Source organism: Streptomyces sp. M41 (assembly GCF_043673425.1).
Lineage (GTDB): Bacteria > Actinomycetota > Actinomycetes > Streptomycetales > Streptomycetaceae > Streptomyces.
Window position 1 is genome coordinate 347482 of sequence record NZ_JBIMKE010000002.1, and the last position, 13567, is coordinate 361048.

The following is a 13567-nucleotide window of genomic DNA, read 5'->3' on the forward strand; positions in this document are numbered from 1 at the left end:
GACATCCGTGGGCAATCGCACGGAAGCGGGCGGTAAATCGCACACCGGGCGTCCTCCGGGCGCCGGCCGTCGTACGGCGGCGTGCCCGCAGCGCCCGTGACCACGGGTGGTGCGAGCATCGGCACGGGGGTCCGGACAGCGGAGACGACACGGCCGCGACGAGGGCCGAGGAGAGAGTGACGGATGACCGAGGCACGGGGGTCGGCCGGCCCGAACGGCGCGACGCACGCCGGGCACGCGCCCGGCACGCCCTGCTGGGTGAGCCTGATGGTGCACGGGCTGACCGCGACCCAGGAGTTCTACGGAGCGCTGTTCGGCTGGGAGTTCAGGCCCGGCCCCCAGCAGCTCGGCCCCTATGTGCGGGCCGTGCTCGACGGCCGTGAGGTGGCGGGCATCGGCCAGCTGCCGCCCGACCGCCACCTTCCGATCGCCTGGACCCCCTACCTCGCCTCGAACGACGTCGACCAGACCGCCGACACGGTACGGCTGTGCGGCGGCACGGTCGGCGTGGGTCCGCTGGATGCCGGCGAGGCCGGCCGGATGGCGATCTGCTCCGACCCCTCCGGCGCCGTCTTCGGCATCTGGCAGACACCGGCCCACCGCGGCACACCCATCACGGGCGTACCCGGCACCCCGGCCTGGAACGACCTGCTGACCTTCGAGTCGGTGAACGTCGCCAAGTTCTACGCGACGGTGTTCGCCTACGAGGAGGAGCCCGAGGTCTCCGCGGACTCCGACCACGTCACCCTGCGCGTCGAGGGGCGTCCGGTCGCCGGTATCCATGGCATGGGCCATGCGCTGCCGCGCGACCGGGGCCCGCACTGGATGACGTACTTCGAAGTCGCCGACCCGGACGCGATGGTGGACCGTGTGGTCGGACTCGGCGGGCACGTCCTCAAGCCCGCCCAGGACGGCGAGCACGGCCGGGTGGCAACGGTGTCGGACCCGGAGGGTGCCCGGTTCTCCCTGATCCGGACGCGCTGACGACGACGAGTGACCGGCGGCCGGGGAACTGACGGCCATGGAGGGACGGCCGAGGACCGACGACCGGGGTCGACGGCCGACGACCGACGCCCAGGTGGCCGAGGAGGGGCGGCCGGCGGCGGCTCAGGCCGGCTGGACCGGCAGGACGTCTGGGGACAGCGCCGCCGCCCGGGCGCTGGCCGCCGTCATGCGACGCCGGTGGTGGCGCCGGCACAGGACCTCGTAGCCGACGGCGTTCGACTGGTCGACGTCGCTCCAAGGCGTAGACGTCGAGGCTCAGGTCGTCGACCACGCGCGCGAGTTGGTCGATCTGGTCCGGAGCGAGGAACTGGGCCTCGTCGGCGATGACGTGGTCCGCTCGGCCGCCCCGGGAGAGGTGGTCGACGATGTAGGCGTACAGGTCCATGCCGTCCTCGACCTCCACCGCGCCCCTGACCAACTGCTGACGGGGCCTGATCCTCCAATGCCACGAAGTCGAGAGCCCAGCGGCGGTGTCGAGGCATCAGGGAGAGTGATCTTGTGCTGTTCGGTGCTGTGCGGATGAGTCGGCCGTTGCGGGCCCAGTAGCAGAGTTGCGCGGTGAGGCTGCTGCGGGGGCGTCCCGAGGTGCGAAGCCCCAGATACCGCGCGATGTCCCGGACGTGCATGGCCGGGTTGGAGTTCGCGGCCAAGAGCCGGCAGACCCACCCCTAGCGGCCGGAGTGGGCAGCCCGGCTCGGGTCCTGCGTGCTGGGCAGGACCGGTGGGTGCACGGTGATCTCGATGGCGGTGATCGGTGTGCTGACGCGTGGACGCCCGTCGCGCTTGCAGATACCGCCAGCGGCGGTAGCGCACTCCGGGTGTGGACGGCTGGGCCAGCGGGCCGGCCAGCACGTCGAACAGCCGCGTGAGCGGGCCCACCCCTGTCCCGCCGACGCAGATCGCGAAGTCCAACTCGGGCGGGATGACATGCGTTGACTCACCGATATGACCTGGCGCCACACGTCATCGGCACGCCCGTGACAGACCATCCACTGGGCCTCTGCCTTCTCAGGAAGATCTTGGTCGATCCCCTGGACAGCGTCGATCTGCCGGTCGGAGGCGAGGAGATCGACGGCCCGTGACGGGACCGCGCGCAGGTCCTCCTCGTCGAGGCCGAGGCACTTGTTGCAGACTGCGCGCGACAGGGTGCTAGTCCCGGGCTGGGACCGCCATCTCCCCAAGAAGAGACCAGTCATCCTGCGGGATCGTCGCGTTCACAATGCGCGGCGTCTCGACCAGATGGGGCGGCAGCGTCTGCTGCGCAGCCTTGAAGTGCGCGGACTGTACATGCGCGCTCCCGGCCTCGTCATCGCGGAAGGCCTCGACCAGGACGTACTGCGTCGGATCGGCCACGCTGCGCGACCACTCGAACCACAGGCAGCCGGGCTCGGCGCGCGTCGCACGGGTGAAGTCGGCGGTGATCTCGGGCCAGCGGTCGGCGTGCTCGGAACGGACTCGGAACTTGGCGGTAATGAAGATCACGGGATTCCTTCGCTGATGTGTGTGCACCCTGCATCACAACAGGCGTGCATGTAAGGCACCGGCAGGACGACGAGCCGATCCGATGGCGGGTGGGCCACTGCTCGCGTTCCTGCCGCGCCGTCAGGACTCACTGGTCGAGACGGCGGGACACGATCGTACGAACTCGGCTTGCCTGTGCCGGCTTGCGGACTTCCCGACACCGAATGTGTCGCGGTGATGGCCGACGGATCGTTACGACCGGAGTACCAACTTACCGTCCGCGTACGGAAGGACCTTGGCGCGCGGCAGGTGCACGAGGACCTCCTCGCCGACCGGAACCCCCTCCTCCCGCGGCGTCTTGGCCCTGAGTGGTTGCCCGGCGACCTCGATCTCGAGCACGCGCTGCGCGCCGTGGTCGCTGACGCCCCGCAGCCGGCCGGGGAAGGTGTTGGGGCCGGGGTCCGTGACGATCTTTACGTACTCGGGCCGGACGCCGATCTGGACCTCGGTCGTGGTCCGGGGGATGTCCCAGGCAGCGGACAGTGCCCGGCCGCCCAGCGCGAAGGGCCCGTCGCTGCGGTCCACGGTCAGGAAGTTCATCGCCGGTGCGCCGATGAAGTAGCCGACGTAGGTGGAGGAGGGCGCCTCGAAGAGCTGCTCGGGGGTGCCTTGCTGCACGGCGCGGCCGTCCTTCATGACGAGCACTTCCTGCGCGAAGCTCATCGCCTCGTACTGGTCGTGCGTCACGTAGATCACTGTGGGCCGGAACTGCTCGGTGATCTCTCGGATCCTGCGCCGCAGCGAGTGCTTCAGCTGCGGGTCGATCACGGTGAGCGGCTCGTCCATCAGGACGGCCGCCACGTCGTCACGGACCAGACCGCGGCCGAGTGAGATCAGCTGCTTGTCGTCGGCGGTGAGCCCGCGCGCGGGCTGCCCCAGCCGGTCGTGCAGGTCCAGGGCCTCGGCGACCTGCCGGACCTTGGCGTCGATCCTCGCCTTGTCCCAGCGCCGGCATTGCAGCGGGAAAGCGAGGTTGTCGTAGACCGTCATCGACCTGTAGATGACGGGGAACTGGAAGACCTGAGCGATGTTGCGCGCCTTCGTGGGCAGAGCGGTGACGTCGACGCCGTCGAACAGCACCCGTCCCCGGGATGGTCTGACCAGGCCGGACAGGATGTTCAGCAGCGTCGTCTTGCCGCAGCCCGAGGGACCGACCAGCGCGTAGGTCTTGCCGGACTCGAAGGTCAGCTGCAGCGGCTTGAGAGCCCATCGCTCCTCCTCGGCACCCGGCGCGTACGCGTGCCCGACGTCGACGATGTCCAACTGCGCCATATCAACGTCCTTCCACTGAGACGAGTTCGTACGAAGGCGTCCGCACGAGCGCCCCCTGCTCGTCGAAGGCGAACAGCCGGTCCGGACGGAGCCGAAGTTTGACCAGGTCGCCGAGGGCGACGTCGTGGATGCCCTCGATCTGCACCACGAAGGGGCTCTCGCCGACGACCACATGGACGAAGGTCTCGGAGCCGGAGATCTCGACGAACGTGACCTCGCCCTCGACCCCGCTGGACGCCAGGCTGACGTCGGTGGCGCGCAGGCCGAACTGGTAGGCACCCTCGGGCAGTCCGGCCAGGTGCCCGGAGAGGTGAGTGGCCTGGAATCCGGCCGCCGTGACCTGGCCGCCCTCGACCCGGCCCGCGAAGATGTTCATGGGCGGGTCGTTGATGATGGACGCCACCGTGGTGGTCGCCGGGCGTTCGAAGACCTCCTGGGGGGTGCCGGTCTGGAGGATCCGCCCCTCGTGCATGACGAGGACCACGTCCCCGAGCATCATCGCCTCGGCGGGTTCGGTGGTGGTGTAGATGACGATCGTGTCGCCCTGGTCCGAGAAGAGGGCCTTGAACTCGTCGCGCAGCTGTTCGCGCAACTTGTAGTCCAGGTTCGCCAGTGGCTCGTCGAGCAGGAGGATGCCGGTACCTCGGGCCAGGGCGCGAGCCATCGCGACGCGCTGCTGCTGGCCGCCGGAGAGCTGGGAGGGCTTGCGCTTCTCGAAGTCCGAGAGTCCCACGCTCGCCAGGCTCTGGCGGACCCGGCGGCGGATCTCCTCCTTTGACAGCCCGGCCCGCTTCAGCGGGAAGGCCACGTTGTCGAACACATTGAGATGCGGGTAATTGATGAACTGCTGGTAGACCATGGCTGTGTCGCGCCGCCACACCGGCGTCTTCAGGAAGTCGGCTCCGGCCCGGGTCAGTGAGCCGGAGTCCACTCTCTGAAGTCCGGCCAGGGCCCGCAGCAGCGTCGTCTTCCCGGCCATCGTCCGGCCGATGACGGTGTGGAGCCGTCCCGGCCGGAAGGTGGCGGTCACGTTCTTGAGGTGGTCGACGCCGTCGACGGTCAGAGACAGATCGGTGGCAATCAGATTCATCTTCATCGGACGGCTCCCGACAGGTTCCCCTTGGACAGCAGGCGCTCCACCCAGAGGGCGAGCAGGATCAGTGGTGCCACGCCGAAGAGCGCGGCGGCGGACAGCGTCCACCACGGTGGAATGGAGGAGTTGAGGGCGACGACGGCCTGGGGCAGGGTCTGGACCTCGGTGAAGGTCAGCCGGAAGGCGAAGAAGAAGTCGTTCCAGCCGAACACGGCGCAGAACATCGCCGCGACGGTCAGCCCGGGCAGGGAGTTCGGCAGGATCGCCCGTACGAAGGTCTGGAACGGGGGACAGCCCTCCAGCATCGCCATCTCGTCGATCTCGCGGGGGATGCCGTCGAAGAAGTCCACCATCACCCAGACCGCGATCGGCAGCAACAGCGCGACCGTCACGATGACCAGGCCCGGGATGGTGTCCAGAAGGCCGCCCCACTGCAGGAGGTAGAAGAACGGGATCACCAGGACGACGGGCGGCATGATGCGTTGGGAGACGAAGAAGAAGACGATGTCGCTGTTCTTGATGAAGCCCAGCCTGAACCGGTACCGGGACAGCGCGTAGGCGGCCAGCGACCCCAGCGCCAGGCTGATGGCGGACGCGGCGATCGTGATGATGGCACTGTTGATGAAGGGATCGATCACATCGACGCCGCCGGCTCCGCCGAAGATGTTGCGCCAGCCGGTGAGGGTGGGCTCGTACTGGGCCCAGGGAAGGTAGGTGGGACCGCCCTGGACGGCGTTGGCGTTCTTGAAGCTGGTCGTCATCGCCCAGAAGAACGGTCCGGCGACGAAGCAGGCCCACAGGGCGATCACGGTGTACTTGAATATGGGATAAAGGCGTGCCCTCATGAGTCCCCCTTCAGCTTGAAGGCCCTGGTGAGCAGGGCGGCGACGACCGTGAGCGTGACGATCATCAGGACGAGGTAGGTCAGCGACATCGCCCCGCTGTAGCCGGTCTGCTGATCGCGGAGCCCCTGGATGTACAGGTAGTAACCCGGGGTCTCCGTGGAGGACCCCGGCCCGCCGGACGTCAGGACGTAGACGCTGTCGGAGAGCTTGGACGCCTCGATCAGCCGGATGATGACCGCCGCGACCGAGACCGGTGCCATCAGCGGGAAGGTCACCTTCCAGAAGGTGCGCCAGGTGCCGGCGCCGTCGATCGCGGCGGCCATGAACGGTTCCCTGGGAAGGCTGAGCAGGCCGGCCAGCAGCAACAGGAACAGGAAAGGGGTCCACTGCCAGACCTCGACGGTCATCAGCGCGACCAGGGCCGGGGCGGACTCGGTGAGCCAGGCAATTTTCGTCAGGCCCAGCATCCCCAAAAGGTCGTTGACCGGCCCCAGCGACTCATGGAAGATCGTCTGCCAGATGGCGGCCATCACCACGGGCGTGGTCATCATGGGAACGAGGAAGAGCACCCGCCAGAATCTGCGGCCGCGTACCTCGCGCCAGACCAGCAGGGCCATGCCGAACCCGATGACGTACTGGATCAGGACCGTGCCGCCCGCCAGCAGGATCAGCCGGGTGATGGAAGCCCGGAAGCGGCCGTCGTGCAGCATCGCGCTGTAGTTGGCCCCTCCGATGAAGTCCATCTGAGGGTTGCTGACGTTCCAGCCGGAGAAACTGACGCGGATGGTGAACAGAAGCGGGAAAATGATGATCAGAAAGAGCGTGAGCAGTCCCGGCAGCAGGAACATGCTCTTGTGCCGGCGCAGGCCGTCCATGGTTCTCCTTGCGGAAGGGAGCGGGAGTCCCCGGGCGGCCGGCCGATGCGGACCGGCCACCCGGGGCGCCCTGCGTTCGGATCAGGACTTGTCCTCGAGCGCGACCACGTTGCGATAGGCGCTCTGGACTTTCTCCTTGCCGATCTGGTTGGTGATCTTGGCCCATTCCCCGGCTACACCATCCAGCGCCCGCTGCGGGGACTCCTGGCCCGCCAGCGCCGCGGCGACGCCGTTGGCCAGCGCGGACATGTACTGATTGACGCCCGGGACACGCAGGTCGAAGACGCGGTTGGGGTTCTCCTCCATGCCGGCGAGCGTGTTCACATACGCCTTGGCGACGTCCTTGTCCCAGCCCTCCTTCTCCCAGAACGCCGGGTCGAAGTGGGAGATGCGATAGGGGTTGACGCCGAAACGGCCGATGGTCAGGTCGAGAGCGGTGTTGGCCTCATTGCTGAAGAAGCACAGGTAGTCGAAGGCCATCTCCTGGTGGCTGGACGCCTTGGCCACCGCGGAGGTCCATCCCCAGGTGAAGTAGGCCGCCTGGTTCGCCTTCGTGTCCCACGACTTCGTGGTGCGGTTGTAGACCTCCGTGGAGCCTGGCAGCGGTGCCGCCTCAACCGTGTTGCGGATCTTGCTGTCCGGCTGCTGGGCCTGGATGAAGGCGTCGTCCCACGAGTACGACAGCAACGTCTGGCCGCCTCCGAAGGAGAAGATCTCGTCTCCCAGGCCGAAGTTGGCGCCGCCGGGTGCCCAGGTGGACTTGGCCTCGACCATGTCCTCCAGGGCTCGCACGAAGCCGGGCGTGTTGATCAGCGGCTTCATGGTCTCGACGTCGAAGAAGACACCGCCCTTGACCTCCGGGTTCTTCACGTACGGTGCCGCCCGGCTGATGAACGCGGAGAAGGTGAGGTCGTCGCGCTTGGTGACCTCGGCGCTGCCGTAGTTCTTCTTGCCGTCGTCGTCGAAGTCCTTGCCGCTGAACACCTCGGCCATGTCCTGGTATTCGGCCCATGTCGTGGGGACCTTCAGGTCCTTGCCCGTGGCTTTCTTGTACTCTGCCTGCCACTTGGGGTCCTTCAGTACATCGCTGCGGACCTTGAGGTAGTGCCGGTCACCGTCCACCGGGTACTGCACGACCTTCCCGTCCCAGGTCGCCACGTCCATGTAGGCCGCGGTGACGTCCCGCATACCGGTGGTGTTCAGGTACTTCTCCGGCACCGGTGCCAGGTACGGGGCCATGTCGCCGATCCACAGGGACGGGTAGAACATGACGTCGTACGCCGGCTGGCCCGCCTGCAGGGGCGTGAGGATCTTCTGGTGCAGCTCGCCGAAGGGGACGTTGACCACCTCGACCTTCCCGCCGGTGATCTCCTCGAACTGCTTGGCATGCAGTTGCGTCGGCTCACCGATGACCGGGACGGCATGGCTGATGATCTTCAACGTCTGTCCGGAGTAGTCCTTGCGGCTGATCGACTCGTAGCTGCAGGCGCCGGGGACGTCCTTGACCTTCGTCGCCGGGTAGTTCTTGCCGTACTTCTGGTAGCTGATCTGCGAGCCGGGCTTGAACAGCGCGGTCTTTTCCTTGGGCTTTTGCTGGGCCTCGTTCTGGGCGGTGCACGCGGTGGCGGTCAGGGCCGCTACGGCCGCGACGGCGACGAGGCCCGGGTACGGTCTGCTGCGCATGGGGCTTCTCCTGCGGTGTCAGGGGATCAAGATCGCTCGGCCGCGTACGGCGCCGGCGTGCAGGTCGTCGAGAGCCTGCCGGAAGGAGGCGAGGGGGTAGCGCTGGGTGTGCAGGGTGACCTTGCCGCGGGCCGCCAGGACCATGAGCTCGGACAGGTCGTTGTAGGACCCCACGAGATTGCCGATGAAGTTGATCTCCGTGGAGATGACATCGATCGTCGGCACGTGGAGGTGGCCGCCGTAGCCGATGACGTAGTAGTTGCCGTTGCGGCGCAGGCAGGCCACGCCCGTCTCGACGGCGCCACCCTCACCGACGAAGTCCAGGACGGCCTCCGCCCCGTGCCCCGCCGTGAGGTCCCGTACGCGGTCGGCTTCGGTGCCGTCCGCGAGGAGCGTGTGGTCGGCGCCGAGTTCCTTGGCCAGCGCGAGGGCCTCGGGGCTGCGGTCGATGACGATCATCTCGACCGGCGACAGGGCCCGCAGCACCTGGATGCCGATGTGCCCGAGTCCGCCGGCGCCGATGATCACGGCCTTGTCACCGGGCCACAGTGCCCGGGCCGCCTTGGCGACGGCGTGGTACGCCGTGAGCCCGGCGTCGGCCAGGGCCGCCACCGAGGCCGGCTCCAGGGACGGGGCAAGGGGCACGACCGATCGGGCGTTGGTCTTGAGGTACTCGGCGTAGCCCCCGTGGGTGTCGATGCCGGGGAAGGCCGAGTTCGTGCAGTGGACGTCGTCGCCGTCCCGGCAGGCGCGGCACAGACCGCAGGTCACCAGCGGGTGCAGGATGACCGGGTCGCCCAGCTCGACGTTGGTGACGGCCTCCCCGACCTCCGCGACCCAGCCGGCGTTCTCGTGACCGATCGTGTACGGAAGGGCGACCCCGCTCTTCTCCCTCCACTGTCCTTCGAGGATGTGCAGATCGGTCCGGCAGACCCCGGCGCCCCCGATCTTCACGATCACGTCCAGCGGGCCGGTGATCTGCGGGTCCGGCACGTCCACGAGCACGGGCGGCTCGTCGTACTCGATGACCTGCACGGCTTTCATGGCGGCTCCCTGCGAGTCGGCGGGTGGGTGGTGCGCCGATTACACAGGCGGCCGATCGCAGGACGATGTCTCAGAATTCGTCCGTGGATGTCTCAATGTGATACACGCCGTAGGCGCGACGCCGCCGAGCTGGTCCAATCACTGCACCGAGGATTGTGACGCGCGCCGCACGGGAGTGTTAAATGCCCCGACACCAACCCGGAAACTCACTGAGAACAGCCAGAGAGCTCTATCTGGAAGCCACCAACGATCCGAGCGCTCGGCCGCTCGTGGTCGCCTCGTGGCAACGCTCGATCGAGTACAAGGTGAAGTCCGGCAGCCTCGACGCTCCCTACCTGGACAACCCCAATCTCGACAGCCCCCTGGCCAGGGCGGCGCTGCCCATCCTGGACACGCTTCACGAGCAGCTCGCCGACGACCCGGTATCCACGATGATCACGGACCGGAACGGCGTCGTGCTGTCCAGGAAGGTGTCCCACGACGGCCTGACGACGCACCTCAACCGCGTGCGTCTGGCCCCGGGCCATGTGTTCTCCGAACGCTACGTCGGCACCAACGGCATCGGGACCGCGCTGGCCAGTGGTCGCCCGGTCGTGATCGCCGGAAGGCAGCACTACGTCGAAGAGCTGCGGGACTTCCACTGCGCGGCCGTACCGATCCTGCATCCCACCCGCGGCAGCCTGCTGGGAGCGTTCAACCTCACCACCATCCGCCAGGGCTCCGACGGCATGCTGATGGCCTTCGCCCGCTCGGTCGCGGCCCAGATCGAGGCCGAGATCGCGGCGATCACATCGCGGCGCGAGCGGGCCCTCTTCCAGGACTACATGGAGGCTTGCTCCTCGGCGCGCCCTGGACCCGTGCTGGCGCTCAATCGCGACGTCGTCATGATGAACGAGCAGCTCAGCGCTGCCGTGACCGGGCCCGACCAGTATGCGCTGCTCGACCACGCGCGTGAGATCGCCGAGCATCCCCGGCTGGAGGGGACCCGCAGCATCGCCCTGCCCTCGGGGCGGGTCGCCGAACTCAAGGTCAGTCGCTGCCGGCGCGAGGACAGCGACGCGGGCGCCGTCTTCCGAGTCCGGCTGATCGGACGGGCCCAGCCCACACCTGCGGTTTCCGCCGCGCCGGTCCGCGCCGGCCTGGGGCTGGTGGGCTCGTCCCCGCCCTGGCTGCGCGCGATCGCCGACAGCGAAGCAGCGTTCGTCGCCGGGACATGGCTTCATCTCCTGGGCGAAGCCGGCGTCGGCAAGAGGACGCTGGTCGAGGCCTTGCACCGAGCCCAGGGCGCCGGACGTCGGCTGGAGATACGGGAAGCGCCACTGTCGGATTCAGCTGCCGTCACCGAGCGCTGGCTGCACGACATCGAGGAGCTGCTCGCCGTGCCGTCCAACGTGCTCCTCCTGCGCGATGTCCACCTGCTGGGCGACCTGCAGCGGCAGCGGCTGACGCACCTGCTGGCGCGCCGGGACCGCAGCGCGTCCGGGCAACTGGTCATGACCAGCCAGCCGTCGATGGTCGGCGCCGACGACGAGCTCGACCAGCTCTGCGACGCCTCGGTGAAGGTGCCTGCCCTGCGTCATCGTTATGGGGACACCGAGCACCTGGCGCGGTTCTTCCTGCGCAAGTACCGGCCGAGCGGTGAGAGCGGGTTCTCCCCGGATGCGTTGACGTTGCTGCAGCGATGTCCTTGGCCGGAAAACGTACGGCAGCTGGAGTCGGTGATCCGGGGCCTGGCGCGGCGGCCTTCGGGCCGGATGATCCGCGCGGAGGACCTGCCGCCGGAATGCCGGGTGTCGTCGAACAAGGTTCTCACCACCATCGAGGCGCTGGAACGCGACGCCATTCTGCGCGGGCTGATGGACCGCAACTCCAACGTCCAGCAGACCGCGCAGGACCTCGGGATCTCCCGCGCCACGATGTACCGAAAGATGCGCCGCTACGGCATCGTCCCGTCGAGCCTGACGTGACGGGCCGTTCCGGCACGTAGGCCGCGCCTGTCGCGTGGAGGGCAGGGCGGATCCATCGTGGAGCAGGGAGCGACCCACTCGGGTCCGGGGCACGCCGGCTGTCGGCCGCGGTGAGCCACTGCGCGATGACCATGTCCGCGCATGGCTGCTCGCCTGGCGCTCCTCGACCAGGCCGGCGCCCGCATCGGGTCGCACACCGTGCGACGACACCGACCGGTGGCTGCGCGGGATGCGGCGCTCACGCCGGCGCATCGACGACATCGCCGCAGGCTGAGCGCGGCACGGGGCGGCGGCCGGTGGAGCGTGTGAGGGCGCTCCACCGGCCGCCGCATGCATGCGTCAGGCACTGACGGGCTGCTCCGGCAACGCGTCCGCACGCCGCCGTCCCGTGACACTTCCGAGCCAGCCGAGCAGGAACGCGACGGGCAGCGACACCAGGGCGACCGTCTGCAGCGGGAACCAGGCGATGTCCCACTCGGGGAACAGCGCCACCGGGCTGCCGGAGAAGACGGGGCTCACGACCTGGAGTCCGAGCGCGCAGCCGAGCCCTCCGTACAGCGTCCACTGCAGCCCCCTGCGCGTGAAGCCGCGCCAGAACAACGAGTACACCAGCGCTGGAAGCAGGCAGGAGCTCGACACCGCCAGGGAGATCGTGGACAGGAAGCCCATGTTCCAGCCCTGCACCCGCACCGCGAGGCAGATGCTCAGCACCCCGACCAAGACGGACGCGATACGGGCAGCGGCCACCTCCCGGCCTTCGGTCGTGCGCCCGCGGCGGACGACGTTGGTGACGAGGTCGTGGGCGACCGAGCCTGCGGCCGCCAGCGTCACGCTCGCGACGACCGCCAGCGTGGTGAGGAACACCGCACAGGAGACCAGCACGACGAGCCATGCCTCGCCCGCCTGCGCCGACGAGCCGCCCGCCAGTTCGCCGGTGAGCATGAGCAGGCTGCTGGTGGCCCCGGGGTCGGCGGCGAGGATCTTCGGAGCGCCGATCAGCGCCGCGGCCCCGAAACCCAGCACGGTGGTGAGCAGGCAGATGGCACCGACGATGGCGATGGTGTGGCGGACCGTACGGCGTGCCGCGGCGACATCGGGCGCGGTGTTGAGCTGGGTGGCGACATGGGGCATGCACGCGACACCCAGCACCACGGTGATCATCAGACCCATGAACTCGAGGGTCCCCTGGACCGGGCTGCTGGCGGCGAAGCGCAGGCCTGGACGCATATAACCCTCGGGACGGCCGCTGCCCCGCCCGGCGGCCTCGATGAGGGAGTCGGGGCTCCAGTGGAAGCGGTGGAGCAGCACGGCCGCCACTGCCACGGCCATGGCGAGCAGGATCACCGTCTTGATCACCTGGATCGCGATCATGCCGCGCATCCCGCCGAAGGCCGTGGCGCAGACGACGAGGGTGCCCATCATGACGATGGCGGTCTGCTCGGCGCCGGGACCGGACAGGCCGAGCAGCATGACGGTGGTCCTGCCCGAGCCGGAGAGCTGGACGATCAGATACGGGACGCACGCGCTCAGCGTGACGACGGCGACCGCGATCCTGACCGAGGGCCCCGGGGCCCGCAGGGCGAACGTGTCGCCGAGGGTGTAGCTGCCGCGTTCCCGCAGTGGGCCGGACAGCAGGAGCAGGACGCCGAGCGACAGCACGGTGCACAGGGCGATGAACAGACCGTCGAAGCCGAAGACCGCGACGGTTCCCGTCGTGCCGAGCACGGTCGCGGCGGAGAGGTAGACGCCGGTGAGGACGAGGGCGCCCTGGACGGGCCGCAGCCTGCGGCCCGCCGTGTAGAAGTCGTCGACCCGGTCCCGCTTGGGGCCGTTGAGCACGCAGATGAGCAGGGTCGGGACGATGAAGGCGAGGAAGCCGACGAGAACCCAGGAGCGGGTGTCCGTGTCCAGGCCGAGGGTGCCGGGATCCCCTGCGGCGAGCAGGATCTGAGGAAGCATCACTGCTCCTCCGCCGACTCGTACGCGGCCTGCTCGTGGGCGGCGCGGTCGTAACGCGTTGCCGTCCACAACAGGAGCAGGCCCTGCGCGAGAAGGACGACGACGCCGAGGTTGATCTGTCCGACGACACGGGTAGCCAGCAGGTCCTCTGCGGCGCAGGCAAGCAGGAGATGGACCACGAAGGTCAGTCCGTTGACGAGCGCAAAGGATTGGCCCGGCCGGTGGGGCCGGGGTCTTAGGTGGAACCGGGGCGTGTGCGGATGGGTGTGCTGATGGGCCATGAGCTCTCCTGGCTGGCAGGGA

At 68.5% G+C, this 13567-nt stretch carries 11 protein-coding genes and 2 pseudogenes; 2 read left to right on the forward strand and 11 right to left on the reverse strand.

The window, feature by feature from the left end:
- Positions 1-183: 183 nt before the first annotated feature.
- On the forward strand, positions 184-984 hold the full coding sequence (locus ACHBTE_RS03835) for a VOC family protein (protein ID WP_394721874.1): 801 nt from the start codon (positions 184-186) through the stop codon (positions 982-984).
- A 123-nt stretch (positions 985-1107) separates the two neighbouring features.
- Here ACHBTE_RS03835 and ACHBTE_RS03840 read toward each other — a convergent pair.
- The 9 genes and pseudogenes from ACHBTE_RS03840 to ACHBTE_RS03880 form a co-directional block, all read right to left on the reverse strand.
- Positions 1108-1236 (reverse strand): annotated as a pseudogene (locus tag ACHBTE_RS03840) (thymidine kinase); the annotation flags it as partial.
- A gap of 10 nt (positions 1237-1246) precedes the next feature.
- Positions 1247-1432 (reverse strand): annotated as a pseudogene (locus ACHBTE_RS03845) (thymidine kinase); the annotation flags it as partial.
- Between the two features lie 722 nt (positions 1433-2154).
- Positions 2155-2487: a putative quinol monooxygenase gene (locus tag ACHBTE_RS03850; protein WP_394721875.1), complete on the reverse strand. Its 333-nt coding sequence runs from the start codon at positions 2485-2487 to the stop codon at positions 2155-2157.
- Between the two features lie 231 nt (positions 2488-2718).
- Positions 2719-3798, reverse strand: a complete 1080-nt coding sequence (locus ACHBTE_RS03855; RefSeq protein ID WP_394721876.1) for an ABC transporter ATP-binding protein — start codon at positions 3796-3798, stop codon at positions 2719-2721.
- 1 nt (position 3799) lies between these two features.
- Positions 3800-4894, reverse strand: coding sequence for an ABC transporter ATP-binding protein (locus ACHBTE_RS03860; RefSeq protein WP_394721877.1), 1095 nt, complete (start codon positions 4892-4894; stop codon positions 3800-3802).
- Positions 4891-5736 carry a carbohydrate ABC transporter permease gene (locus ACHBTE_RS03865; protein ID WP_394721879.1) on the reverse strand — a complete coding sequence of 282 codons (846 nt, stop codon included), beginning with the start codon at positions 5734-5736 and terminating at the stop codon, positions 4891-4893. The genes ACHBTE_RS03860 and ACHBTE_RS03865 overlap by 4 nt, the downstream gene beginning before the upstream one ends.
- Complete coding sequence (locus ACHBTE_RS03870) at positions 5733-6611, reverse strand: carbohydrate ABC transporter permease (protein WP_394721880.1); 879 nt, start codon at positions 6609-6611, stop codon at positions 5733-5735. Before ACHBTE_RS03870 ends, ACHBTE_RS03865 begins: the two co-directional genes overlap by 4 nt.
- Positions 6612-6692: 81 nt before the next feature.
- Complete coding sequence (locus ACHBTE_RS03875; RefSeq protein ID WP_394721881.1) at positions 6693-8294, reverse strand: extracellular solute-binding protein; 1602 nt, start codon at positions 8292-8294, stop codon at positions 6693-6695.
- Positions 8295-8312: 18 nt separating this feature from the next.
- Complete coding sequence (locus ACHBTE_RS03880) at positions 8313-9338, reverse strand: NAD(P)-dependent alcohol dehydrogenase (RefSeq protein WP_394721882.1); 1026 nt, start codon at positions 9336-9338, stop codon at positions 8313-8315.
- A 182-nt stretch (positions 9339-9520) separates the two neighbouring features.
- On the opposite strand from ACHBTE_RS03880, the gene ACHBTE_RS03885 reads away from it, so the two are divergent.
- Positions 9521-11305 carry a sigma-54-dependent Fis family transcriptional regulator gene (locus ACHBTE_RS03885; RefSeq protein WP_394721883.1) on the forward strand — a complete coding sequence of 595 codons (1785 nt, stop codon included), beginning with the start codon at positions 9521-9523 and terminating at the stop codon, positions 11303-11305.
- 339 nt (positions 11306-11644) lie between these two features.
- On the opposite strand, the gene ACHBTE_RS03890 is transcribed toward ACHBTE_RS03885, so the two are convergent.
- Both ACHBTE_RS03890 and ACHBTE_RS03895 read right to left on the reverse strand, forming a co-directional pair.
- On the reverse strand, positions 11645-13264 hold the full coding sequence (locus ACHBTE_RS03890; protein ID WP_394721884.1) for a cation acetate symporter: 1620 nt from the start codon (positions 13262-13264) through the stop codon (positions 11645-11647).
- On the reverse strand, positions 13264-13443 hold the full coding sequence (locus ACHBTE_RS03895) for a hypothetical protein (RefSeq protein ID WP_394721885.1): 180 nt from the start codon (positions 13441-13443) through the stop codon (positions 13264-13266). The genes ACHBTE_RS03890 and ACHBTE_RS03895 overlap by 1 nt, the downstream gene beginning before the upstream one ends.
- Positions 13444-13567 lie beyond the last annotated feature (124 nt).